The following is a 25,451-nucleotide window of genomic DNA, read 5'->3' on the forward strand; positions in this document are numbered from 1 at the left end:
CGCTGACCCACTTCGCTATCACGTATCACGGCGCTCTACCACCTTACTCTGAGCGGCGTCGTTCGTGGATCGCTTACTCTTGAGCAGATCCAGTGCGACATCGACAATCATGTCTTCTTGACCGCCCACCATTTTGCGTCTGCCCAATTCGACGAGAATGTCGACGGTCTTCAGGCCGTACTTGTCGGCCGCGAGTTCGGCATGACGCAAGAAGCTGGAATAGACGCCGGCATAGCCGAGCGCAAGCGTTTCGCGATCCACACGTACCGGCCGATCCTGCAGCGGTCGGACGAGATCATCGGCAGCGTCCATGAGCCGGTATAGATCGCAGCCATGATTCCAACCCTGTCGCTCGGCCGCTGCAACAAAAACTTCTAGTGGGGCGTTGCCCGCGCCGGCGCCCATCCGGCCAGACTCGCATCGATGCGATCACACCCCTCTTCCACGGCAACCAGCGAATTCGCTACGCCGAGACTTAGATTGTGATGCGCATGCATCCCAGTTTGCGTACTGGCGTTGAGCACATCCTTGAATGCGCGAAACCGATCTCTGACATCGTTCATGCCTAGCGCACCCCCAGAATCGACGACGTACACGCACGTCGCGCCGAAACTTTCCATCAGCTTGGCCTGTTCGGCGAGCTTCTCGGGCGTCGTCATATGGCTCATCATGAGGAAGCCGACCGCGTCCATTCCAAGTTCGCGAGCAAACTCGAGGTGCTGGCGCGATACATCGGCTTCGGTGCAATGCGTCGCGACGCGTACCACGCGCGCACCTGCGTCGAAGGCATGGCGCAGATCGTGAGTGGTGCCGATGCCTGGGATCAGCAGTGTGGCGATTTTCGCAGTCTTGACGCTTTCGGCTGCGGCGGCAATCCACTCGACGTCGCTGTGGGCGCCGAATCCATAGTTGAAACTCGATCCTTCGATACCGTCACCGTGGGCAACCTCGATGCTGTCGACCCCGGCGTCGTCGAGCGCCGCAGCGATCGATTTGACGTGCGCAATGCTGTATTGATGACGGATTGCGTGGCTTCCATCGCGCAGGGTAACGTCGGAAATGTAGAGTGTTTTGCTAACAGAAGTCATTGCGTCGTCTCCTTGTAACCGCGCGCGATGCCAGCGGCGATCCGGCGCTCTGCCATCATGTCACCGCAGGCGAGTGCAGCCGACGTCATGATGTCGAGATTGCCTGCATACGAAGGCAAATAGTGCGCTGCGCCTTCCACCTCGAGAAACACCGATGTCTTGAGACCGTGCTTCAATCCAAGCCCCGGCACGTTGAGCGGCGTGTCCGGAGGGATTTCGTCGAACTGCACCGCCTGCTTGAGGCGGTATCCTGGAACGTACATCTGTACCTTTCGCACCATCTCAGCGATGCTTGCCTCAATGACTGCCTTATTGGCTTGTTCGGACAAGACGAAAACGGTGTCACGCATCATCAACGGCGGCTCTGCCGGATTCAGCACGATGATGGCTTTACCGCGTGCCGCACCTCCCAACGCTTCGATCGCAGCGCGTGTCGTTTCCGTGAATTCGTCGATATTAGCGCGCGTGCCTGGCCCTGCCGATCGGCTGGAGATGGATGCAACGATCTCCGCATAGTGGACCTTGGCAACACGCGAGACCGCAGCGACGATAGGAATAGTGGCCTGACCGCCGCATGTGACCATATTCATATTCGTCGCGTTCTCGTCTTCGAGATTGATCGCGGGAATCACATACGGGCCGATCGCGGCAGGAGTCAGGTCGATCACCTGGATACCATGAGCCTGCAATATGTTATTGTGGCGTCTGTGCGCCCCTGCTGACGTCGCATCGAATACGATGTCGATTTCCTTGAACACATCGAGTTTCAAGAGACCGTCGACGCCTTCCGCGGTCGTCGCTACATTCATACGTGCCGCACGAGCCAATCCTTCAGACCTCGGATCGACGCCGACCATAGCAGCCATCTGCAGGTGTCTGCTATTACGCATCACCTTTATCATTAGATCGGTTCCGATGTTGCCAGGCCCGATAATGGCGACTTTTACCTTGTCGTTCATGTGTGACTCCAAATGTGAATGGTCGCAAAAGCAACACAGGGCGTTACTTCAGTCTTTGACGTTGAAACTCGCGCATCCCAGTTGTTCCATGTCGACCGAAACATGTTGTCCGGGCCTGATCCATTCAGCCGGAGTCGCGCCGCCGGCCATCACAATCCACCCCGCTTGCAGCGGCTCTCCCGCTCGAGCGGAAACACGCGCCGCGGCTACCAGTGAACGGAGCGGATGACCAAGCAATGCAGCCGTTGATCCGACTTGTACGACGCGCCCATCGATGTTCAGGGTTAGACCAAGGTTCGAAAAATCGATGTGCGGGTCATGCCAGGCACCGATTACGAAGCCGCTAGACGACGCGTTGTCCGCTATTACTTCTGGCAGTGAGAACTTAAAGTCCTTGTATCGCGAGTCGATGATCTCAAGCGCGGGAGCGATAGCTTCGACTGCGGCCAACGCTTGTGGGCCAGTCACGTCGCCTTCAAGCGGTCGCTTCAAGATGAAAGCGATCTCCGGTTCAACGCGCGGATGCACAAAGCGCGAGAAGTCGATTGCCGTGCCCTCCTCAATTTGCATGTCGGCCGTCAAACGCCCCCAGATCACGTCCGACAAGCCCATCTGAGCCATCTTGGCGCGGCTGGTGAAGCCCATCTTCACACCTACGCGCCGCTGGCCTCGTTCGATGCGCCGTTGGATGGACGCGGCCTGAATGGCATACGCCGTATCAAGCGACAGACGCCCTTCAGGGTCGAACTGCGAAACTTCTGTCGCATTCACTGCCGCCTCATCGAGCAGCATTGCATATTCCAAAACATTGCTCATTGATGTGCCTTACTCACGTCGTGATCGAAAAGTGCGCGCACGGAACCGAGACCGTTTATCCGTGCCTCGAAGGCGTCGCCCGGGTTGACGCCGACCATAGGCCCTAATGCGCCTGATAGAACCAGGTCGCCCGCCTTCAAGGGCGTGCCACGCGCAGTCATCGTTCGGGCTAGCCAGACGACAGCATTGAGCGGGTTTCCCAGGCATGCCGCTCCGGCACCTACGGATACGAGACCGCCCTGCCGTTCCATCGACATCCCGCAAAGACGCAAGTCGAAACTCGATAGCTTGCGCGGCGCGCTGCCTAGCACGTACGCACCCGACGATGCGTTGTCAGCGATCGTATCGGTAATGCGGATATTCCAGTCGGCGATGCGACTACCGACGATTTCGAGTGCTGGCAATGCGTATTCGATCGCATTCAGAAGGTCGACGTGGCCCGGATTCGGCACTTCGAGATCTCGGCCCATGACGAAAGCGATCTCCGCCTCGATCTTCGGTTGGTGGAGAATCACTGCGGGAATGGGTTCTCCGTCGCCATAGCCCATGTGGTCGAACAACATGCCAAAGTCGGGCTGATCGACTCCGAGTTGCTTCTGCACAGTCAGCGAGGTCAAGCCAATCTTGCACCCTACGAGGCGGCGACCGTTGGCAAGATGATGATCAGTATTGATACGCTGGATCGCGTAAGCATCGTCGATGCTCATTTGTTCATAGGTCTCACGCAGTGGCGCGATACACTCACCTATCATTGCTGCATCGCGCAGCGCGGCCGCAGCCTGTTGAGTGTCCATAAGCTTCCTAATCTCTCCAAAGTCGACAACGAACGTCATTGCTGCGATGGGGACACGACCTAAAAGAACATGCTCTCAAGCGCCGCCCCGGGATCCTCGGCTCGAATCAGTGCTTCCCCAACGAGAAAATTGTTCACCCCGACTGAACGTAGCGTCTGCACATCGTCTCGGGATCGAATGCCGGACTCCGAGATGACGGTTCTGTCCTCGGGTATCAGGTGACGAAGTGCAATGGTTGTCGCAACGGACGTCTCGAACGTTGTGAGATCGCGGTTATTCACACCGATGAGAGGCGTCTTCAGCGCAAGCGCCGTTTCCAACTCCGCAGCGTCGTGCACCTCGACGATCACCGCCACCCCAAGGTCGGATGCAACGCTTTCGAGCTCCTTCATCGCGTGAACATCGAGCAGCGCTGCGATGAGGAGAATGCAATCGGCGCCCATAGCACGCGCCTCCCAGACCTGGTACGCGTCGACGATAAAGTCCTTCCTAAGCACGGGAAGGCGTGTGGCCGAACGCGCGGCACGAAGATCGGATGCGCTTCCGCCGAAGAACTCCCGATCCGTCAGTACCGAGAGGCATGCCGCCCCCGCCCGCTCGTATGAGCGCGCGATGCTGCCAGGATCGAAGTCCGGCCGCAGAACGCCTTGCGCCGGGCTGGCCTTTTTCACCTCGGCTATGACGCCAGGCAGCCCCGCGCTAGTCTTCGCGCGCAACGCACCGGCGAAATCTCTGACATCTCCGGTCGTCGCGATCTTCTGCAGTTCGGGAAGCGGCATGCGCTCGCCAGCCAGCCTGACCTCCTGAGTTTTGAGTTGAACAATTCTTTCTAGAATGGTGCTCATGCCGATATCCGAAGCCTTCGTCCTTCCAACATCACGTTATTGGTTTGTGCTACGTCCAACGCGTGCGACTCGTTAGTGGAACGGCAAGTCGGCGTCAGACCGCATCCGGCCTTTCAGAACTTGTGACGAATCCCGGCCACTACGGCCACTTGTTCCTTTGTACTCGATGGAGAGGACAAGAACAGGACGGCTGGTGCGTTCGATCCTGACGCACGAATATAGTTGGCGAACGCAAATACATCCGTTCTCTTGGAAAGGAAGTACTCCACACTCACCTGCCCCTGGTTCCAGTGCGGGTTGGACGATACGCCCCCGTAAGCGCCGTGGGTATAGAGATATGCAGCGGACAAAAAGAAGGCCGGCGTCACTCTGTACTGACCGACCACGCTGAGATTGTCGAGATGCAGACTTGTGTTGTCGAGATAGTTGTACCGGACATCAGAGACGATGCCTCCCAGGCTGAACTTCTCGAAGTTATACTCTGCCCCACCGGCGGCTACGCGCTGTTTGCGTACGCCGACCGAGTTGCTGAGAGGACTGGTATGGAACAGTTGAAAGGGCGCACCAGCATAATCGTCCGATACCGCACCGCTCGGATTCGCAGTTCCGGGGTGGTCGATTCTAAATAGACGAGCGAATATCGCTGACTGGTAAGGGCGTAATTGAGCCCGGCGCTGAATGCGCGGTTCTGCTGGAAACTGCCCGCCTTGTTGCTGAACGCATATAGCGCCTCGAACCCAAATCCGCCCCATACTGGGCTCGCATATTTGACCGAGTTGCTGTACCGAAAATTGCCTTCGATGTTGTCGTTGCTACCTACGCTGACACCGAGGCCCGGGCCCATCGCCTGTGGTTCGATACGGTCCAGGTAGTCCCATAGCATGTCGTACTGTCGACCGACAGTGAGCGTCCCGTAAGTCGAACTCGACAATCCGACAAACGCCTGCCGGCCGAACATTCGCCCGCCTTGCCCAAGCTTGCCGCTGTTACTATCGAAGCCGTTCTCGAGCGTTCCAACCGCGGATAAGCCGCCGCCCAGATCTTCGCCTATCTTGAATCCAACGCGATTATTCTGGTTGGCGCCGCTGATCATCGTCCAGTTGCTATGCCCGCCCTGGTTGCTGAAGTAACCGAGCCCGTTCGAGATGATCCCGTACAAGGTTACCGAGCTCTGAGCTAACGCGGTCGCAGACGCACAGAACGACACGACAAGCATACCTAACTTTAGCCTCATGACGACGCCTTTTGGGTTGGTGCTCTGCACTGGAGCAAGACTTCTTGCTGTTGGATTGAGCCGTGACAGTTCCGCTATTGCCGTTACGTACGGTCCACTGGTTTATCCCTCAGATCGGCTTTCCTGCGCTCGACTCCCAGTTCCTCATGAGCGCGTTGCTTGGCAGGGTCTCATCGATCATTTTCTTGGCGGTCTGAATTCCGGCGACCGGCAGCCCTGTGGGATCGAGAACGCCAATCTGTACCAGGACCGACGCCTGATCCCAGTAGATGTGCTCGTTATAGAGCTTGTCGCCTCGGAAGCAGATCACGGCGAGCATCGGAATCTCGATGTACTTGCCGGTCGGCGCTAGCCCGGGAAGCATCCAGTCAATCTCGCGATCGTGAGTGGCGCAGAAAATGAACTCATCGACGATGCGGTCCGCGCCGATGGTGCGCGAGACTGGAATGAAATGCGTGTCCGCCGGATTGGCGTGAACGAAGTGATACTTGTAGAACCGTTTCAGATCCTTGTAGCCTACTCCGCCCGTCATGGTCGGCACGTGATTGACATACGGCGCGGCCACCATGGTTGGCAAGATCGCATCGACATCGCGCGAATCGAACTCGTGGTAGCAGTGCAGTTCCCAGAGAGAATTCAGGTCATAGATGGGACCGAGCACTTTGCGCAACAGCGCGATAGTGCGCGAATAAGCCATCATCGCGGCCGGCTTGTCGAAGTGTTCACGTTGCGGAGTCGCAAAAGCGTGGTCACACCCTGGATACACGTACTGTTCGACTCCAGGTACCTTAAAGAGTGCCGACTGGATCGTCTCGCGTGTTGCCTCAGGACAAAGTGCGTCTTCCCCGGCGAAATGAAAAACCATCGGGCATCGGATCGACGAAACGTCTTCCAGATACGCATCGAGCCCCACACCGTAGTAACTCACGGCGCAGTCGAGATCGGTGCGGGCGGCAGCCAGCATCGCGAGTTTGCCGCCTAGACAATAGCCCACCGCGCCGACTTTTCCAACGTGTTGCTCGAGCGAACGGAGGCTCTTGATTGTCGACGAGATGTCCCTCATCGCGAGATCGACATCGAACTCGTTGTTATATCGCAGCGCCGTGGCGAAGTCCTCGCCGGTGTAGCCGAGATTGACGCCAGGCTTCATGCGCCAGAACAGATCAGGCACCAGCACGACGTAGCCTTCTTCGGCGAATCGATCCGCCATATCCATCATGTAGGCGTTGATGCCAAAAATCTCCTGCAACAGGATCAAGCCAGGTCCCGAACCTTGCCGGGGCCGCGCGAGATATGCACAGAAGGTTTGGCCGTTTCCAGCGTCAATGCCAATGTATTCACCGTTCATGATCTTCCTCGTTCGTTACTCAATACAACGTGATTGCGGCTCCCGAGAGTCCTCAGAGCGTCAAAAGGCGCGCGTGCAGGGCCTGACGATCCGCGGCCAGTCCACGAGCGATTTCCTGTGCCATCGTTCCCATGTAGACCTCGTCCGCGTCGCCTTCCAATGCTGCAAGCACGGCGTCGACTGCTTCTCCGACCGGGATTTTCGGGGGCGGGACGTTCCGGCTCATTTCCGTGTCGATCGGTCCGGGAAGGACAGAAATAACCCGCACGCGATGCGGCGCGAGTTCGGCTCGCGCGCCCTCCGTCATGCGAAGGGCCGCAGCCTTCGATGCACTTAGCGACGCCATTGAAGGCAGGGCGACGCGTGCGAGTATCGAGAGAACATTGATGATGGCGCCGCCGTCCGATTTGAGCGCGGGCGAAAATGCGCGCATCATGTTCAACGTCCCGAAGTAATTCACTTCCATCTCGGCGCGTGCCGCTTCTGCGTCATCGGCCTCTAATACCCGCTGGGTTCGGTTCAGCCCTGCGTTGTTGATGAGTAGCGTGGTGTCTTTGGCGTTCGACGCCGCCCTCGCCACCTGTCCGATGTTCGTGATGTCTACTTCAACCGGTACGACGCGCGGATCGCCATCAGCAACGCCTCCCATCTCCTTGACGCCCGCATAGACCTTGCTCGCGCCTCGCTTCAGCAACGCTTCGACCAGTCCCGCACCGAGCCCACGGTCGGCGCCTGTCACGAATGCCACGCAGCCTTCAATTTGCATCACAACCTCCTGAACCGGACGGACGCGCCAGATTGAAAAAACGTTGGGAATTGACGCCGAGAATCTTCTCCTTCGCTGCGTCGCTTAGTTGCGGGTGATTCGAGACCAGGTCGCCAACCCTCTTTTCGCCGAGCGGAAACGGATAGTCGGAGCCGAGCAACACACGGTCTTCGCCCATCGTCTCGACGAGTAAGCGCAGTGCGCCATCGCTGAAGACCGCACTATCGACATAGAATCGATCGACGTACGAAGCTGGTGGATTCGGGCAATTCTCTCGAACGATGTCTCGTTGCTCCCACGCGTTCTGCACGCGCCCCAACAAGAACGCGAAACTGCCGCCGCCGTGGGCGAAGCAAAGCTTGAGCGTTTTGGGGATGCGTTCGAACGCGCCCGAGAGAATCAGCGACACTATGCTTAACTGAGTTTCAGCCGGCATGGCGACGAGCCAGGGCAACATCCACTTCTTCATGCGCCCGTCCGTCATCATGTCCCAGGGATGCACCAGCACCGGTATATCGTCGTTAGCGCAATGCGTGAGGAACGTCACCAGGTGCTCGTCGTCGAGATCGCGCGGGCCGAGGTGATTGCCGATCTGCACGCCCCGATGACCGGCACGGTGTGCGCGCGTAGCTTCGCGGCATGCGAGTTCCACGTCCTGCAGCGGCACTTGAGCCAGCGGCATCAGGCGCTGCGGCGCGTGCGAGCAAAAATCCAGCGCGCGATCGTTCATTCGCATGGCCCATTCATGCGCCGCTACCGCGTCGTATCGATACCCGAACATCACGGGTGTCGCGCACATGAGCTGAATGTCCACGCCGCATCTGTCCATTTCGGCAATCCGCGTGGCGGGGTCCCACAAAGCGCGATAGACGGGTCGAAAGTCACGCTCGCCTGTCATGATCATCCCGGTTTCCCCGTCGGCCCCGATCCTGAGCCATGGTGCATGGTGTGGGTCAAGCGCCCTTGCTTCGTTTTGCGAAATGCGCGGAAAGAAGTGGGAATGCATGTCAATTCGAACTGTCATGTTGATTCGCTTTCGGCAGGTTCGGTTAATCGGTTCGGCCTTGCTTGCCCGGATGAACGACGCCGCAACGTGGACAGCGACGCTTGTCTTCCGATGCGTAAAAAGCGTCGAAGAGCGGCGGCAGGTCGTTGACAATGTTCTTGAGTTGCAGCTCGACGCGATGAACGCGCTCTCCGCATGCATCGCAATACCACTCGAACCCGTCCAGTGTGCCTTCCGGGCGTTGACGCTCTATCACAAGGCACGCGCTACCCGGCTCCGGTCGCTGCGGTGAATGGCGTACGTGCGGCGGTAACAAGAACACATCGCCCTCATTCAGCTCAACGCGCTCGCGTTTGCCGTCGATCCACAAATTGAGGTATGCGTTGCCGCGCAGCTGATAGAAGAACTCTTCGAGTGGATCGTCGTGGTAATCGGTTCGATAGTTCGGCCCGCCCACCACCGTGACGATAAAGTCACTGTCTTGCCATACCTGCTGGTTGCCCACCGGCGGCTTCAGAAGGTGCGCGTGCTCGTCGATCCAACGTTCGAAATTGAACGGCTTTCCGTAACTCAGCATGCTTGTCTCACTCAAAGGAATCGATATGTCATGCGTGCGGTTTGTTTTTCAACGTACCGGCAAATAAGCGACGGCCTTCATCTCGACAAGCAGATGTGGATGCGGCAACTGGTGAACGGCGACAGTCGTTCGGGCTGGACCTGTCTCGTCGAAATATTCCGCATACACCTCGTTGTAGCCACGAAAATCGCTCATGTTCACGAGGAAGGCAGATATTTCGACGAGGTTCGAAAGGTCCGCGCCCACGCTCTTGAGTATGTCGCGCATGTTTTCGATCACCGCGCGCGTCTGTCGACGGATATCGAGCGCGGCAGTGCCGAATTCATCAGCGAATGCGCCATCGATCGTGTTGTCCGGACGTCGAGAACTGGTCCCCGATACGAACAGGAAGTCACCGGCTCGCGTGATGTGCGGAAAGCGCCCCCGCGGCGTCGCCTTGCCCGGCACTACGCGCCCCTCAATGGTCTGATTCATGCGATCCTCACGCAGACGTTCGTCAATTCGGAATAAAAGTCGAGCGAATGGCGGCCGCCCTCACGTCCGAGCCCCGACAGCTTGGCGCCGCCGAACGGCGTGCGCAGGTCGCGCACGAACCAGGCATTGACCCATACGATCCCCGTCTCGATCTGCTTTGCGACCCGATGTCCACGCGCAAGCTGTGTCGTCCAGATGCTTGCGGCAAGGCCATACGCGCTGTCATTGACGCGTTTCACAACCTCGTCTTCGCTATCGAACGGCGCGATGTGGCAGACGGGTCCGAACACCTCTTCTCGTACGCATCGCGCGGAATCGGGCAAGCCCGTCCAGATAGTCGGCATCACGAAGGCACCTTCGTCCCGCGCGTCGCCAAAACTCGGTGCAGCGCCGCCGGTCACGACAGTCGCTCCTTCTTCGACGGCAAGGCGGAAATACGAGAGCACCTTGTCGCGATGGCCGCGCGAAATGAGCGGTCCCATCGTGGTAGCAGGATCGTCCGGCGCACCGACGCGCAGTGCTTCCGCCTGTTCCTTGAGCGCCGCGACGAAGCGCTCGAAGATTGGCCGCTCCACATACACCCGCTCGCTACAGAGGCAAACCTGGCCCGCATTCGTGAAGCTGGATTTGAGAACACCCGCGACCGCCGCATCGAAGTCCGCGTCCGCGAATACGACGGCCGCGTTCTTGCCGCCCAGTTCGAACGACACTTCCTTCACGCCGTCCGCAACGGCCTTCAAATCGCGCTGCCGGTGCGCGACTCGCCTGTGAAGGTAATTGCACTGATATCGCGATGACGCGTCAGGAATTCGCCAGCCGCGTTCTGACCGTGCCCATGAATGAGATTGAAGACGCCGGGCGGCAAGCCGACATCGTGCATGATCTCGGCGAGCAACGTTGCAGAGCTTGGCGTCTCCTCGGAAGGCTTGGCAACGACGCAGTTGCCCATGGCCAGCGCCGGCGCCACCTTCCAGGTGAACAACAAGAGAGGCAGATTCCACGGCGATATGATGCCGATCACGCCGAGTGGCTTGCGCGTTACATAGTTGATCAACTCACTGCCGTCCGCCGCGTGCGTCTCGAAGAATTCACCGCCTGCAGTGCGGATAAGATCCGCAAAGGTCCGGAAATTGGCAATGCCGCGTGCGATGTCGAGGGTGCGAGCCTGCGCGACGGGTCGACCGGTATCGGCGACTTCGGCGGCCACGAACTCATCGAAGCGGGCTTCGATGCCGTCTGCGATCTTATGCAGCCATGCGGCCCGTTGGGCAGGCGTGGTGTCCCGCCAGCCAGCCTTCTGAGCCGCGTGAGCCGCACATACGGCGCTATCGACCAGCGCGGCGTCTGCTTCGCAAACATCGGCTAGCTTGCGACCATCGACCGGACTCAGGTTCGGAAAGGTCGTGCCGTTCGCGACGAACTCACCGTTGATGTAATGGCGCAACAGTTGCCGGTCGCGCGACGTTGAAGCCAATTGAGATGTCACACCCTTCTCCTGCTCGATTGAATTTGCCTTTCCGTGCACTTCTTCGAAGCTGCATGGACCCTGACCCCTACCACGCTCTGCCCGCGTCGTTCCACGAACGATTGCCGCGTCGGTCAGGCGATCGGCAAGGCAAGAACGCGGTTCTGTTCGTCGATTGCAAGCCTGACGGTCTCGCCAGCGCGCACGACGCCCTTGAGTCGCGCGATGACGATCGGACCTGCATCCGTAGTCACGCTCGCAATAACTACGTCCCCGCCATCTTGTGCACCGACGCGACGGCGCACGGTTGTCAATTCGTCGACACTGCCGCGTTCGGCCACTCGCTCGCGCCACTCGGCGCCACCGCATTCAAAGCAGAGATAGCGCGCAGGGAACACGGTTGAACCGCACTGTTCGCATTGGAAGACTTTGAGTGTCATTGCACACCTCGCTCGACCGCTTCGAGCACCACGGCATTCGCGCACATGCCATAGCGATACTCGACCATTCCATAGCCACTCACGACCGCTAGTCGCGCATTCGGCACCTGCCTCTCGCCCGCACGCCCGCGCAACTGGGTCAGCGCCTCCACGAGACCATGCATGCCGCCTGCGGCGCCTGCTTGTCCCGCGGACAGCTGACCACCCGATGTATTCACTGGCAGATCACGCGATTCGATGCGCGCGATCATCGCGCGAAGATCGCCGTCGGGCGCGAAGCCGAGATCGGCCAGTTGTGCAATCGCCATTACGGGGTAGTCGTCGTAGGCCGAGACCATGTCGATGTCGTCCGGCGTGACACTCGCCTGCCGCCATAAATCGCCGGCGATCGAGGCCAATGCAGTCTGTGTGCCGTCCCCTGTTTGATGATCGCTGTTGTAACGGCATTGCAGCGCGCGCACACGAACGTTTCGGGCGCGACGCACGAGATCGGCGCGGGCGATGATCACTGCGTTCGCCCCGCTGACCACGGGTACGCAATCGAATCGGCCCAACGGATCGGCGATCATTGGTGCTTCTAAATACTCGTCGATTGTCAGCGGCGTTCTGTAGACTGCGCTCGGGTTCATTCCCGCCCACGCGCGTTGCGCCACGCAAAGCGCTCCGTAGTCGCGGCGGGTGAGGTTGTAATGCTTCGCGTGACGCTGCGTGAGCATCGCGAACAGTCCGTTCGGCCCGCCGAACTCCAGCGGCCGCAACCAGTTGCGCGTCGTCACGTTGTAGTGGTCGACCAGGCGTTTGAAGTCAGCCGGCTCGAACCGATCGCCGGACACGAGCGCAATGACGTTCGCATCGCCATGCTGGATTGCGCGTATCGCGTGTTGCAGCATGTTGATGGCGCTTGCTCCACCGTGACAATCGTCCATGCACCAGCGTGGACTGAGCCCCAGCCGCCAGGCTAGATCGATGGCATGGTCGGGAGCCAGCGTAAAAGACGCTACGCCGAGCCCATCGACGTCCTTTGCCGAGAATCCCGATTCGTCGAGGGCGGCGGCGAACGCGCGGGCCAGCAAGTCGCCTGTGGACTCCGACGTCGCCTGTCGCCGGTACGGCACTTCCACGCCGGCTGTCAGCAATGCTTCGTCGCGTGTATCGAGTGTCATCTTTAATTTCCTTGGGCCTGACGATCAATGCTCGCGACGGGCAACCGTCTCGTGTGTGAAGAGCAGTGAGATCACGGTGATCATGCCGAGCCCAGCCATGAGCAAGGCAACCGGCCATGCTGCGTGATAGTGAGCGAGCAGTGCCGTCGCCAGCATCGGTGACAAGCCGCCGGCAAAGACCGCGGAGACCTCGTGTCCGAGGGCCATGCCCGAGTAACGGACCTCCGTGCTGAATAGTTCGCCCATCAGCGCGGGTTGCGTGCCGAGCATGGCGCCGTGGCAGACAGCATTGCCCAGCAAGAATGCGAGCCAAATGAGTGCCGGAATCTTGGTATCGAGAAGCCAGAAAAACGGAAGCGCAACGATGACGACGCCCACCGCGCCCATCATGTACACGGGCTTGCGACCTATACGGTCTGACAGCCGGCCCCACAGGATCAGCGTGACCAGTTCCACAGCCATCGACACGATCACACCGGCCAGCATGATCTGATTGGGCACGCCGATGAATTTGCCGTACACGAGAGAAAAGGCGATGACAATGTACGACGTGCCGTTCTCCGCAACGCGCAGCCCCATCGCCATCAGGATTCGCTTCGGGAATCTGCGAATCACGTCGAGAACCGGCATGCGCGCTTTTCTTCCGGCAGCCTCGGCCTTGGCGAACTCTGTGCTTTCGGGCAGTCTCGACCGAACGTAGACGCCTACACCGAAGATGGCGATCGAAAGCAGGAAAGGAATGCGCCAGCCCCACGTCAGGAGCGCTTCTTTGGGCAGCATCTGGACGAGGAAGAACACACTAGCAGACAGCACGAAGCCGCCGCCGACGCCGATCTGGCTCATCGATGCATAGAAGCCGCGCTTTTCCGGCGGTGCCGATTCGCTGATCATCAGTACGGCCCCGCCCCATTCGCCACCGGCCGCAATGCCTTGCACGATTCGCAGAAGCATCAGCAACGCTGGCGCCCACAGTCCGACTTGCGAGTAAGTCGGCAAGAAGCCAATCAGAAACGTCGCGCCGCCCATCATCGATAACGTCCACACCAGAGCGCTCTTGCGGCCATAGCGATCGCCGATGTGGCCAAAGATGGCGCCACCGAATGGACGCGCGGCAAAGCCGACGGCAAAGCCCGCGAATGCCGCAAGCGTACCGATAAGCGGGTCGCCTCCTTTCGGGAAGAACAGATCACCGAATACGAGCGCAGCCGCAGTGCTGTACAGGAAGAAGTCGTACCATTCCAGCGCGTTGCCCGCGACGGACGCGAATACGATGCGCCTCAGGGAACGTTCATCGACGAGGGCGGCCAGAGGCTGGGTTGCCTCCTGGGGCGGCGTGATTGCTGCAGGAAACGTTCGCGTGCTGGTCATCAGAGTCTCCATGTGTACATCCGTCGGATGTACTCGATGTTGCTTTCTCGCTTGGCATGCGTTGCGCAGGTCGTCCCGTTCCGGAGCTTCTCGAAGGCCTCCGTGAACAGTCCGCAGTCACTTCATCGACGTTTGAGCCGATATCCGGAAGTTTCGAGATCCCATGTCGTCGCCGTGACGCCGGTCTCGCGCAATTTGAACTTCTGGATCTTGCCGTTCTCCGTCTTCGGCAGTTCTTGTTCGAAGTCGAGATAACGGGGTACGGCGAAGTAAGGCAGTCGCGGTTCGCAATAGCGGACCAGATCGAGCGGTTCTAACGCCTCGCCATCGCGCAGGCCGATTACGGCCATCACTTCGTCTTCGGCGAGCGTCGACTTGACGGCGAAGACCGCAGCGGTCTCGACCGAAGGGTGGCTCAACAACACTTGTTCGACTTCGTACGAAGAGATGTTTTCGCCGCGCCGGCGAATGGCGTCCTTCTGGCGATCAACGAATCGGTAATAGCCATCGGATTCCCTGATCACACGGTCGCCCGAGTGGAACCATAGATTGCGCCACGCCTTGACCGTCTCGCCCGCCATGCCCAGGTAGCCGCTCGCGAAGGAGAACGGCTCATCGGCACGCAGGATCAGTTCGCCAGGCTCGCCGTCCGCCACCGGTTGGTCATGTTCATCTACGACTCGTGCATCGAAGCCCCGATTCAGCTTGCCCATGTATCCAGGGCGGTGAGCGCTGACGTCGCCGCCCATCACTGAGTTGGTTTCCGTCGAGCCGTATCCGTCGATCAATGCGATGCCGCAGCGGTCGGTGAACTCTTTCTGGAAATGCCCCGGCACGCCCGGCGCAAGCGCGACGCGCACTTTATGGCGTCGCTCGTTGGCCGTTACTGGCCGCCCTAACAAGATCGGCACCATTGCACCGAGAACGTAGGTAACGGTCGCTTGCGTGTTCACCAGCGCGTCGAAAAAGCCGCTCGCCGAGAAACGCCGGCCAACAATGAGATGTGCATCGTTCACCAACGCCTGAAAGAAGCTGTTCAGCGCGTTGGTATGAAAGAGCGGCAAGCAGGTGTACAGCACGTCGCCCGCGACCACGCCAAGACCACCGCCTGTGTTACGTCCCCACCAGTAGAACTGGGCGTGTGGGCAGATAACGCCTTTGGATAAACCCGAGGTGCCAGACGTGTAAAGCACCGCAAACGGATCTCCGTCTCCGATTTCGCCCGCTGCGATAGGTTCCGCCGCCGGTGGAAGCGCAATCGTCTCGTACGCAGGGGAATGAGAGTCTGCCGTAGGTTCGTCGATGATCCAGATGCGCTGCAGCGGAAGGTCGTTCGCGGAGAGCGCATGAACAACATCGACGAGATGCGCTTCGGCGACGAGCAAGCGCGCGCCGCTGTTACGAAGGATATGTTCGAGCTGCGGGCCGCGCGAGGCCGTGTTGATCGGAACGACGACAGCTCCAAGCCATCCGCAGCCTAGGACCATCTCCATGAACTCCATCCGGTTCCCGCAGAGCAGCGCGACGTGATCGCCCCGCTTCACGCCATGCGCGGCCAGTGAACCGGCGCGGCGCGATGCGATCTCGAGGGCATCGGCACCGCTCCATACCGTCGATCCATCAGAAAAGAGAGGTTGGTTACCGCTTCGCGCCGCGCGCGCTGCAAGCAAGGCCGGCAACGTGCGTGATGAAAAGAGCCTCGGCTGCTCTGCGCGCTGTTCGACGACTGTTTCTGTCAATTCCATGAGCTTGGGACCTCTTTCAATGTTGGATCCCACTCTAGAATCCGATAGCATATCGGTCAAATCAATCAATTTTTTACCCCACATCGACATGGTCAATTTCCATCAGGTCGATTTGAACTTGCTACGCGTCTTCCAGGCGATCCTCGAAGAGCGCAGTCTCACGCGTGCTGGGCAAAGACTCGAGTTGTCGCAGCCAACGATCAGCTATTCGCTGGGGCGCCTGCGGTCGTTGTTCGATGATCCGCTGTTTGTGCGCACGCCGGACGGCATGCTTCCGACCCCTACTGCTGAGAGACTGGCGGTGCCTCTTGGCAGCGCCATTGCCTCCATTCGCGAAGCGCTGCGCGAAAGCGAACAATTCGATCCTTCGACGACCACGCGTGAATTTCGCTTGTCGATGTCTGATATCGGTGAACATGTCTTTCTGCCGCCTATCTGCGAAAGACTTCAGCGCGTAGCACCTCACGTCCGTCTGTCGACCGAGCAGATACCGGTGCGCGACGTAGAGGAAAAAATGCGACTCGGCCAGATCGATCTCGCCATAGGTAATCTTCCGTCGCTGATGCCGGTCACGAACCACGCGCTGCTGTTCCGCGATCAGTTCGTCTGCATGACGCGCAAGCGCCCTGGGTTGCCAGTTCGAACGCTATCGAGACAAAAATTTCTGGAGTTCTTACATGTCACCGTGACGACGAGTGACAGTAGCCATCTGACGATCGACGAGGTCTTGCGCAGTCAAGGTCTACATCGGCGGATTGCATTGCGCGTGCCGCATTTCACGGTAGTTCCGCACATTTTGCAGCGCACGAACTGGATGGTGACGCTTCACCGTGGAGCCGCCCAAATGTTCAATGAGACCGGCCACTTCATGATCTATCCAATGCCGGCGGAAATCCCTGACATCGAATCCACCGTCCATTGGCATCGCAACTTCGACAATGACGAAGGGATCCGTTGGTTCCGCGAATTGGTCATCGATACGCTGCATCGCGACTAAGCGCGCGCTCACTCATTCCTCTCGTGCTTTAGCTTCAACTTTGCTCGGTGAACCGCCGAACAGTCGCGGCGTTCAGCCCGATTGCGCTCAGCAACCGAACGCAGCGGCTTCCGAGCGCAACCCCAATAGCGTGCTTGAAGCCGCCATTGGCGAATGGGAGAACGCGTAGGGCAATGGCGGAAGTGCGTCGGCAAGCCGCGCAAGCGTGGTATCCGAACATTAAGCCCTTCGTTCGGCCGAGCCTCTTTCGCGCGAGCGAGTCGTCACTCAAGATAGAGCCGCTCTGGAGCGCAATCAGGGAACCCTCAGCCGCAAGGGCTGCGCTCAATAACGCCGCTCGGTTCTAGCAGCGCTAGGTTCAAGTCCGGTTGAAGCGATCTCGACAATGCCGCACAGGGGCGCCGCGGCTTATGCGTGTGTTGCGCCCGCAACCGCGAACAGCCGTAAGAAGTCACGAAGGCAAGTCTCATACGTGCGTATTCACGGCAGTACGGCAAATGAAGCGCCACTCACTGCGTGTCCGCTCGTGCCTTACGGCCAAGAAGCGAAAAAACGGGCAAAAAGCGCGATGAAACCCACGACAAATCACGGGTTAGTACCTACGACACCGAAAGCTTATGCATCAGATTCATAGCGGGTATTTTTGTCCCGAATTTGACCGAGCCCTGTCCTGGCTCATATCGTGGGCCCATCGCATCGGTACGACCCGCGCCGCTTCTTGAGCCTCAGGGAAGCGGGAACTATCACCTCATGTTTCCCTCCACCATGAACCCTGAAGCTCTGAATCCTGATCTAGGTACGCTCGTTCAAACTCGATCCGCCCGTCCTGCGAGCAACGTGCGCCGTGCCGTCACTACGGCAGTACTCGGCCAAATTCTCGAGTGGTATGACTTCTTCTTGTACGGCACCGCCGCCGCACTTGTCTTCGGCAAGCTGTTCTTTCCGGTTGGCACCGACCCATTGACGGGCACCATCGCTGCATTCGGTGGCTTCACGGTTGGTTTTATCGCTCGACCTATAGGCGGAATGTTATGCGGACATATCGGTGACCGATACGGTCGCAAAGTCGTGATGATGCTTACATTGCTCACGATGGGCACCGCAACCGCTTTGATGGGCGTCTTGCCAACGTATCAGCAAGTCGGCATTGCGGCGCCAATCATGCTGGTCCTTTTGCGTACTCTTCAGGGACTCGCGGCCGGAGGCGAATGGAGCGGCAGCATCTTATTGATTCACGAGAACGCGCCGCAATCGAAGCGCGGCGCGCTCTCGGCATGGAGCCCCTGCGGCGCGGCACTGGGCTTCGTTCTGTCCACCGCTGCGTTCCTGCTCGTGCAGAACTTGCCGGCGGGCGACTTCCAGAGCTGGGGATGGCGCCTTCCGTTTCTCGCTAGCGTCGCACTCGTTGTCCTTGGCCTGTGGATGCGCCGCTCGGTCGGCGAAAGCGCCGCATTCGCCGAAGCAAAAGCCACGCGCCACGAAAGCCGGATGCCTGTCATCGAGGTGCTGCGCCAATGTCCGCGCGAAGTGCTCACCGTCTTTGGCCTGCGCTTCGGCGAGGGCGCGGCGTCCTACCTCTTCTTCGCGTTTTCGATCGCATACGGGCAGTTTCTCGGCATCAAGTCGAGCTGGATCCTGAGCGGCCTGTGCATTTCGATGCTGCTGATGGTCCCCGTTTCGCTATTCTTTGGCTGGGCGACCGACAAAGTTGGGCGCAAGCCGGTTTATCTCGCGGGGGCGGTCGCCATCGTGCTTGTCGGATGGCCCTACTTCGCCCTGCTCGGCACAGGCGAGTACTGGAAGGTGGTTGCGGCGCTCGTCCTTGCCAACAGCATCACGCTGGGCATTCTTCAGGGCGCTCAACCCGCGTTCATCAGCGAAATGTTGCCAGTGCGTTTGCGTTTCTCTGGACTTGGCATCGGCCGGGAAGTGTCTTCCGTACTAGGTGGTGGCCTTTCTCCAATGATCGCCACCATGCTGCTCGCCCACTATCGCAGCGCCGTGCCGGTCGCCATCTATCTGGGCGCACTGGGGCTCATTACGGTCGTCGCTACGTTGCTCGCACGGGAGACGTTTCCCAAAGCGATGCGCGTCGCTGCACGTCGGCAGCCCGAATGACATCCGCATACATCGACCGAGAGGTATCACCTATGCAAGCCCTTCAAAGCGACGCAATCATCGATTCGTTAAACGACTATCCCGAGCATGCAGGACCGTTGTCGCTCGACGCGCTGATCGAAGAAGTCGAGCGCCGCCGCGACGAGTTCGACGCCCTGTCGCATGTGCCGCGCGATATGGTAGCTAAGATGAAGCGCGCGGGAATTTTCCGTTCGAGCACTCCTAAGCGTTTCGGCGGAGAGCCGCTTCCGCCCGCGCGCTTTCTTGAGATCCTCGAACGCATTGCGATAGCGGACGGGTCGACTGCATGGGTCGCAGCGTTCGGCTCCGCTAGCACGTACCTCGCATCATTGCCAGTCGAAACGCAGGCGCAGATCTATGCGACCGGTCCCGATCAGGTCTTCGCGGGCGGCCTGTATCCGCTGCAGAAAGCCGAACGAGTGCCGGGCGGCTTCCTCGTGTCGGGGCAGTGGCGCTTCGCGAGCGGTTGCAAGGGGGCGGACTGGATCGGCGTCGGAATCGGTGGGGTGCCTGCCGGCGCTGACGACAAGAACGCCGGCAAGCCGTTCACTGCGGTCTTTCCGGCGGGCGACGTCGAGATTGTCGATAACTGGAATGTGGTCGGTATGCAAGGCACGGGCAGCCACGATCTGCGTCTGAAGGATAAGTACGTCGAGGAACAATGGACCTTCGTGCGCGGGGGCGCGCCGCTGATCGATGAACCGTTGTATCGGTATCCCGCCATCGCCTACCAGGCGCAGGTGCATGCGGCAGTGAACCTTGGCCTGGCGCGCGCCGCCCTCGACCTGCTGGCAGGGATGTCCGGAGTAACGAAGACCACGACGGGTGCGCCCCGTCTTGCCGATCGCGCGTACTATCGATCGGGGCTCGCGCAGGCGGAAGCACAACTGCGCAGCGCGCGGGCATTCTTCTTCGAGTCCGCGGAAGCATCGTGGCGCACGGTGCTCGCGGGCGATCCGGTGCTGCCCGCAGAAGCCAACCTGTTGCGTCTGTCGGCGACGCACGCGGCCCACACCTGCGCCGATATCGTGATGCAGGCGTACAAGATGGCGGGCGTCGGCGCGATCTATCGCGAGAACCGGATGCAGCGTCTGGTGCGCGATTCGATCGTCGTCACGCAACACGCCTTCCTCGGCGAAGGCAATTACGACGCATCAGGCGCGATCTTCGTCGGCATTCCGCCGGTCACGCCTTATCCCTGAACTTGCAAACGTCGAAAGGACAACAGCCATGACGAACGATCAAGCGCGCACACAGTTTCGCAACGCAATGGCCTCGCTCGGCGCGGCCGTCAATGTCATCACCACTGACGGCCCGCACGGACGCTGCGGTATCACGGCGAGCGCCGTATGCTCGGTGACCGACACGCCGCCGACCATGCTCATCTGCATCAATCAGGCGAGCTATGTTCACGACGTGCTGCTCAATAATGGTCGAGCGTGCATCAACGTGCTGGGCGCGCACGCGCAGGAACTGGCGCGCGTTTTTGCGGGCATGGATGGATGCTCGATGGACGAACGCTTCGCCCGCTGCGGCTCGCGGCCGGGCGCACTGGAACTTCCCGTGCTCGATGACGCGATCGCAAGTCTTGAAGGCCGTATCGTCGACAGTAAGAAGGTCGGTTCGCATTCGGTGCTTTTCGTGCAGGTCGAGCACATTGGCTCGCGCAACGACGGCGATGGTCTCGTGTATTTCGGGCGGCAGTTTCATCGGCTCCCCCGCCCCGCTTCCTGCGAGGCAGCGTGATCATGCAAGTCTGCCCGCTTCTTATAGGTGCAAGCGGATAAGCGGCGCTGTGAGATGTCGCGCCGTTGAAGGACATCGGCGGCTTGCGCGGCCGTTGATGTGATGCACGACACCCTAGACTTCGCAGATAATGCGTCCTATCCTCACCTCTCCGCATTCGCGACGCATGGCGGCAAGCTCATCATCTTTCAAGGGTTCGCCGATGTCATTTAGGTGCCTGGAGCTGTAATTCTCTACCGCCAGAGTGTCGAGAAAGGCATGCCTAGTCAGTCCGATGAATTCATAAAGCTGTTCATCGCACAACGGGGAATAACCACTGAGTTCAATCACGCCTACGCGGGCGTCCTGTCGGATGACGGGACGCCCGCTCGTTTACGTGCGTTACGTGCTGCGAATGATGCGGGCGGGAAAGCTCTCACAGTACGCCTTGCCGAGCTTATGGGCTCGATTACAAGGCACGTTACGTCGCATTCCTTACTATCGGACCGTATGAAAGCAATTCATATAGCCCATTAATGTCCTGAATTTGACGGCAGAAACTCACTCTTCGATACTCGATTCCGCTCTGCGCCGCAGAGCCCGCCGCAGCAACGGGTCATGGCGGTAAGGTATCCGGGATCATAGAGGGGACGATGGCATCATGACTACACAGAGACGTAAAGCTCCAGCAAAAATCGAACAGGCTATGCTAAAGCAAGACACATCGATGCGCTTGCCCGCATTGCTTACCTTCCCCATTCTCGCTGCGGCGCTGTCTGCTTGTGGAGGTGGCGGCTCTTCGAATTCCGCCGATCCCACAATCGCGATGACGGCCGATGGTGCCGTGCAGGGCGTGGCGGCTAACGGCGTGGTGGCGTACAAGGGTATTCCCTTTGCGGCTCCTCCCGTCGGGAGCTTGCGCTGGCGCCCGCCCCAGCCCGTCTCTGCATGGAGCGGTGTGCGGCAGGCCACGTCTTTTGTTCATGACTGCATGCAAACGAGCGGCCCGAATTCCGCACTGACGGTCGCCCCGTCGGAAGATTGTCTGTACCTCAACGTCTGGCGCCCGCAAAACAGCACTGGCAAGAACTTGCCTGTGATGGTCTGGATCTACGGCGGTGCCTACGTCGTTGGCGGAACATCGATGCCGAAATATGACGGCACACAGTTCGCCAAAGAAGGCGTCGTTATCGTCACTGTGAATTACCGGCTCGGCCGCTTCGGCTTCTTTGCACATCCTGCACTCACCGCGGCCGCTGCCCAGTCCGGCGAAACGTTGGCTAATTACGGTTATATGGACCAGATCGCCGCCTTGAAATGGGTGCAGCGTAACATCTCCAATTTCGGCGGCGACCCCACGAACGTCACGATATTCGGGGAATCGGCTGGAGGTGAAGCTATCCACAACCTGCTGACATCGCCGTTGGCATCAGGACTGTTTGCGAAGGCGATCAATGAGTCCGGCAATGGACGCGTCAACCAGTACTATGGCCGTACGCTCACGCGTAACGCCAAGACGGTTGGGGCGTCGGCTGAAGAACAGGGTGCTTCATTCGCCAGTGGACTGGGAATCAACGGGAGTGATGCCAGTTCGCTGGACGCCCTACGTGCCCTCTCGGCAGATCAAGTTCTCGGCGGGTTGGACACCTCAACGTTGAATACATCGCATAGCCTGGCCACGTTCTCAGGCGGCGCGGTCATCGACGGTAAACTTGTGGTTGACGAACCGGAGAATCAGTACAAGGCGGGACACTTTGCGAAGATCCCGCTCATGATTGGGGTGAACAGTGCCGACCTCGGATTTTCGACTCAAGGCATTACGACGAAGGAGCAGGCGTACGCGATCTTCGGTCCTCAAAACTTGAGCGCTGCCGCTGCGGCGTTCGATCCGACCGGCACCGCCTCTGTGGCGTCCATTGAGAGCCAAATTTCTCGTGTCATTACGATGGATGAGCCCGCACGCTTTGTCGCCCGAATCTTTACGTCCAACGGCGCGCCGACGTATCTCTATCGCTTCTCGTATGTCGCTCAGTCGATCAAAAATAGCGTCGCCGGCGCCACGCATGGTGCCGAGATTCCGTACGTATTTGATACCCTTTCCTCTATCTACGGGACAGCTGTCACGAGTCAAGACGAACAGGTGGCGCGTAACATGATCGCCTACTGGACTGCGTTCGCAAAAACGGGAAATCCGTCTAACGCAGGTCTAACAAACTGGCCGGCATACAACATTGCACTCGACAACCAATTGGAGTTCAATGCAGCAGGCACCTTGCAGGTGAACCAGCCGAATCCGTTGAAAGCGCAACTCGATCTTGTTGAGCCGCTTAATGACGCAAATCAAACGGTAAATCGGCAGTATCAATAATTGATCCGCATGACTGGGCCGATGAGGTCGCTATGCGCGGCTGCCATCGACCCTCGTGATCTAAAGCGAGGTCGCCGATCAACTCGAGCGTGAGCGGCGCGCTGCTGCCCCTTTTTTGCTGTCGGAGCGGAGTGCGCAGTGTTTGCTGAACGCGGTACGGCGGATGCGGTGCCCGCACTTTATGCAGATCAATACGAGTTGTCCGGCGTCACGATCCAGATCGCCGAGGACACGGGCGCGCGCATGCTGGTGCAACTCGACGCGTTCGGCTGTTTCCGCAGGCGGAAGCGACGCCTGGAAATCAGATCAAATTTGACTGTGCTAATGACGCTTCATGGCCGACACCGAAACTTCTTCAGAATGATTGACCTCGTGAGGTCACTGCGTTAGACCGCGTTTCGAATTCGCCGATAGGGACATAAGTCGCCGATGCATTCGCCGGACGCGCCGGATAACTAGCACTTTCGTTGCGCATTACTTTGTTCAAGACTGCCTCGGCTCGCCGACATTCGCCGTTTGCTTAGTCGTCGCGCGCATCCTATATTCTTAACAGATAGCCTTCCCCGCAGGCCCTCTGTGTCGAGAGCAACAGCTAGTCTCGTGCACATGCCTGGCGACTCTCGATCAGACGACACAGCAGGTTGATCAAGCGATCAGCGTTGTACGATCCGACACCATGAAACTCGACCTGCGAAAGCTCTCTTGTGTCTTGCTTGTCTTGCTGACTGTCCCGTCGAAGACATTTGCGCACGACGGTGGAGTCGGTGAGAGCGACCGCGATCGCCACGATGGTCCTCGAAAGCTGCGGGTATTCGACAGCAGGGGCATTGTGGTCGGACCACTCGTTGATGCTCCATTCTCGAGTTTCTCGAGTGGTGCTCTCATCACTGTCAACGGCGCGAATGTCGTTGTCCCCATAAGGCGGATGACGGATAGCGGCGGTCACGTCTCGTCCACTCAATATGCGTGAGCGGAAGGAAAACCGTGGTACTCAACAACTGATTGCAGCGGGCCCCCGGTGATCATCGACACCTTCGCCGTGCTAAGACCGCTAGAAGTCGTACGACGCGGCACCGATGTGACAGCCTACATTGCTTCGGATACTGACACGGCTTCGGTCGACCTCAGGTCCTACTCCGACGCTAAAGATCGATGCAGCGCCTATGACCTTCCAGGCGTGGGAGGGGTCTGGATGACTGGGTTTGCTTATTCACTAACTCAGTATTTCCTTGAGCCGCTCACCGTCCACTATTGAACGCGATGACAGGACTGCGAGTACGCGAAGGAGTCTCTCGTGAAAGCTACAGTCAAGACTGCGGTGATTGTAGTGGCCCTTGCCTCGATGTGGAGCGGCCGCGGATCTGCCGACGATGTAGGTACACGGCATGAAGGTGAGCATCGCTCTCTGAGAGTTGTCGATGCGCGCGGAAGTTTCGTAGGCACCTTAACGTCCGGTCACACTGACTTCTTCGGCAACTCGTCCCCGGGTGTGGTTCTGACGGTGAACGGGGCCATTGTATTCGTACCGATTCACCGGGCGAGCGATGCGAACGGCCATACCGTCGCGTCGCAGTACGTCTGGGGCGATGTGTCTTACGCGTTCTCCTTCCGAACGAGCGACTGCAGCGGCCCGCCTTTCGTACGGGGAGAGCCAGCCGGCAACCTACGCCCTGTAGCCGTTTCGCGGCAGGGCGGCGAAGCGACGCTTTACATAGCGCCCGACTCATTTTCGTCCGACTTAGCACCGTCGGTACGCTCCACGCGGTATGTCGACGGCTCGTGCATAAGCATCATGCCCGTTGGTCGAGAGGAAGGCTGGACGCCCGAGAGCAGCTTCTCGCTCACCGAGCACTTCCCTGAGCCGCTGACCGTCCGGTAGCTCGCAAGAGTCCCATTGACGGGAGACCGAGATGTGCAAATTGCTTTCTGTCGTTACGCTCCTGTTCATCGCCACGCCAGCATTCGCCGGCAGTGACCACGACGGAGACGGTGTCCATGGCGACGGCCGACGGCACGGGCACGATGTCCTCAAGGTTTTCGACGCCAGGGGCAATGCGGTCGGCCCGCTCGCAATCGATAGCGTCGGCAAAGGCGTGGTTCTGACAGTCGGAGGAGCGCGGACGTTCGTAGGCGT

General features: G+C 59.2%; 21 protein-coding genes and 3 pseudogenes. 6 read left to right on the plus strand and 18 right to left on the minus strand.

Annotated elements, in window-relative coordinates; genetic code table 11:
- Nucleotides 1–18 precede the first annotated feature (18 nt).
- The 16 genes and pseudogenes from dmpG to NCR34_RS19460 all read right to left on the minus strand — a co-directional run bounded on the left by dmpG (nucleotide 19) and on the right by NCR34_RS19460 (nucleotide 16,088).
- Nucleotides 19–1,088 (minus strand): annotated as a pseudogene (dmpG, locus tag NCR34_RS19380) (4-hydroxy-2-oxovalerate aldolase).
- Nucleotides 1,085–2,047, minus strand: coding sequence for an acetaldehyde dehydrogenase (acetylating) (locus tag NCR34_RS19385; protein ID WP_248324734.1), 963 nt, complete (start codon nucleotides 2,045–2,047; stop codon nucleotides 1,085–1,087). The pseudogene dmpG and the gene NCR34_RS19385 overlap by 4 nt, the downstream one beginning before the upstream one ends.
- A 48-nt stretch (nucleotides 2,048–2,095) precedes the next feature.
- On the minus strand, nucleotides 2,096–2,863 hold the full coding sequence (locus NCR34_RS19390) for a 2-keto-4-pentenoate hydratase (RefSeq protein ID WP_248324735.1): 768 nt from the start codon (nucleotides 2,861–2,863) through the stop codon (nucleotides 2,096–2,098).
- Nucleotides 2,860–3,657, minus strand: a complete 798-nt coding sequence (gene mhpD / locus NCR34_RS19395) for a 2-keto-4-pentenoate hydratase (protein WP_284506629.1) — start codon at nucleotides 3,655–3,657, stop codon at nucleotides 2,860–2,862. Before mhpD ends, NCR34_RS19390 begins: the two co-directional genes overlap by 4 nt.
- A gap of 59 nt (nucleotides 3,658–3,716) precedes the next feature.
- The gene (gene trpC / locus NCR34_RS19400; protein WP_248324737.1) at nucleotides 3,717–4,502 is read right to left on the minus strand and encodes an indole-3-glycerol phosphate synthase TrpC; all 786 of its coding nucleotides are present in this window, start codon (nucleotides 4,500–4,502) and stop codon (nucleotides 3,717–3,719) included.
- Between the two features lie 113 nt (nucleotides 4,503–4,615).
- Nucleotides 4,616–5,718, minus strand: a pseudogene (locus NCR34_RS28365) (porin).
- A gap of 127 nt (nucleotides 5,719–5,845) precedes the next feature.
- Nucleotides 5,846–7,084, minus strand: coding sequence for a dienelactone hydrolase family protein (locus tag NCR34_RS19415; protein WP_250501000.1), 1,239 nt, complete (start codon nucleotides 7,082–7,084; stop codon nucleotides 5,846–5,848).
- 52 nt (nucleotides 7,085–7,136) lie between these two features.
- Entirely contained in the window at nucleotides 7,137–7,850 is a 714-nt protein-coding gene (locus NCR34_RS19420) for an SDR family NAD(P)-dependent oxidoreductase (protein WP_248324739.1), read from the minus strand.
- Entirely contained in the window at nucleotides 7,840–8,874 is a 1,035-nt protein-coding gene (locus NCR34_RS19425) for an amidohydrolase family protein (protein WP_248324741.1), read from the minus strand. The genes NCR34_RS19420 and NCR34_RS19425 overlap by 11 nt, the downstream gene beginning before the upstream one ends.
- A 25-nt stretch (nucleotides 8,875–8,899) precedes the next feature.
- Nucleotides 8,900–9,433, minus strand: a complete 534-nt coding sequence (locus tag NCR34_RS19430) for a 3-hydroxyanthranilate 3,4-dioxygenase (protein WP_248324743.1) — start codon at nucleotides 9,431–9,433, stop codon at nucleotides 8,900–8,902.
- 48 nt (nucleotides 9,434–9,481) lie between these two features.
- The gene (locus NCR34_RS19435) at nucleotides 9,482–9,907 is read right to left on the minus strand and encodes a RidA family protein (RefSeq protein ID WP_248324745.1); all 426 of its coding nucleotides are present in this window, start codon (nucleotides 9,905–9,907) and stop codon (nucleotides 9,482–9,484) included.
- Nucleotides 9,904–11,393: pseudogene (locus tag NCR34_RS19440) on the minus strand (2-hydroxymuconic semialdehyde dehydrogenase). Before NCR34_RS19440 ends, NCR34_RS19435 begins: the two are co-directional and overlap by 4 nt.
- A gap of 113 nt (nucleotides 11,394–11,506) precedes the next feature.
- Nucleotides 11,507–11,812: a Zn-ribbon domain-containing OB-fold protein gene (locus NCR34_RS19445; RefSeq protein WP_248324746.1), complete on the minus strand. Its 306-nt coding sequence runs from the start codon at nucleotides 11,810–11,812 to the stop codon at nucleotides 11,507–11,509.
- Entirely contained in the window at nucleotides 11,809–12,975 is a 1,167-nt protein-coding gene (locus NCR34_RS19450; RefSeq protein ID WP_248324748.1) for a thiolase family protein, read from the minus strand. The genes NCR34_RS19445 and NCR34_RS19450 overlap by 4 nt, the downstream gene beginning before the upstream one ends.
- 24 nt (nucleotides 12,976–12,999) lie before the next feature.
- Complete coding sequence (locus NCR34_RS19455) at nucleotides 13,000–14,355, minus strand: MFS transporter (RefSeq protein WP_248324750.1); 1,356 nt, start codon at nucleotides 14,353–14,355, stop codon at nucleotides 13,000–13,002.
- A 110-nt stretch (nucleotides 14,356–14,465) separates the two neighbouring features.
- The gene (locus NCR34_RS19460; protein ID WP_248324752.1) at nucleotides 14,466–16,088 is read right to left on the minus strand and encodes an ATP-dependent acyl-CoA ligase; all 1,623 of its coding nucleotides are present in this window, start codon (nucleotides 16,086–16,088) and stop codon (nucleotides 14,466–14,468) included.
- An 88-nt stretch (nucleotides 16,089–16,176) separates the two neighbouring features.
- Between NCR34_RS19460 and NCR34_RS19465 the strand changes: the two genes are divergently transcribed.
- The 4 genes from NCR34_RS19465 to NCR34_RS19480 all read left to right on the plus strand — a co-directional run bounded on the left by NCR34_RS19465 (nucleotide 16,177) and on the right by NCR34_RS19480 (nucleotide 20,970).
- On the plus strand, nucleotides 16,177–17,085 hold the full coding sequence (locus tag NCR34_RS19465) for a LysR family transcriptional regulator (RefSeq protein WP_248324781.1): 909 nt from the start codon (nucleotides 16,177–16,179) through the stop codon (nucleotides 17,083–17,085).
- A 765-nt stretch (nucleotides 17,086–17,850) separates the two neighbouring features.
- Entirely contained in the window at nucleotides 17,851–19,203 is a 1,353-nt protein-coding gene (locus NCR34_RS19470; RefSeq protein ID WP_371747514.1) for an MFS transporter, read from the plus strand.
- Between the two features lie 32 nt (nucleotides 19,204–19,235).
- A complete protein-coding gene (locus tag NCR34_RS19475) occupies nucleotides 19,236–20,426 on the plus strand; it encodes an acyl-CoA dehydrogenase family protein (protein ID WP_248324755.1) in 1,191 nt (396 codons plus the stop codon).
- A 28-nt stretch (nucleotides 20,427–20,454) separates the two neighbouring features.
- Complete coding sequence (locus NCR34_RS19480; protein ID WP_248324757.1) at nucleotides 20,455–20,970, plus strand: flavin reductase; 516 nt, start codon at nucleotides 20,455–20,457, stop codon at nucleotides 20,968–20,970.
- Nucleotides 20,971–21,084: 114 nt separating this feature from the next.
- Here the strand turns inward: NCR34_RS19480 and NCR34_RS19485 are convergent, their stop codons facing one another.
- Nucleotides 21,085–21,300 carry a hypothetical protein gene (locus tag NCR34_RS19485; RefSeq protein WP_248324759.1) on the minus strand — a complete coding sequence of 72 codons (216 nt, stop codon included), beginning with the start codon at nucleotides 21,298–21,300 and terminating at the stop codon, nucleotides 21,085–21,087.
- Nucleotides 21,301–21,610: 310 nt separating this feature from the next.
- Here NCR34_RS19485 and NCR34_RS19490 point away from each other — a divergent pair, with 310 nt between their 5' ends.
- On the plus strand, nucleotides 21,611–23,317 hold the full coding sequence (locus tag NCR34_RS19490) for a carboxylesterase/lipase family protein (RefSeq protein WP_250501001.1): 1,707 nt from the start codon (nucleotides 21,611–21,613) through the stop codon (nucleotides 23,315–23,317).
- A 138-nt stretch (nucleotides 23,318–23,455) separates the two neighbouring features.
- Nucleotides 23,456–23,707: a hypothetical protein gene (locus tag NCR34_RS19495; protein ID WP_248324761.1), complete on the plus strand. Its 252-nt coding sequence runs from the start codon at nucleotides 23,456–23,458 to the stop codon at nucleotides 23,705–23,707.
- A gap of 202 nt (nucleotides 23,708–23,909) precedes the next feature.
- Here the strand turns inward: NCR34_RS19495 and NCR34_RS19500 are convergent, their stop codons facing one another.
- Nucleotides 23,910–24,263 carry a hypothetical protein gene (locus NCR34_RS19500; RefSeq protein ID WP_250501002.1) on the minus strand — a complete coding sequence of 118 codons (354 nt, stop codon included), beginning with the start codon at nucleotides 24,261–24,263 and terminating at the stop codon, nucleotides 23,910–23,912.
- Between the last annotated feature and the right edge of the window lie 1,188 nt (nucleotides 24,264–25,451).

This window comes from Caballeronia sp. GAWG1-5s-s, from assembly GCF_023631445.1.
Lineage (GTDB): Bacteria > Pseudomonadota > Gammaproteobacteria > Burkholderiales > Burkholderiaceae > Caballeronia.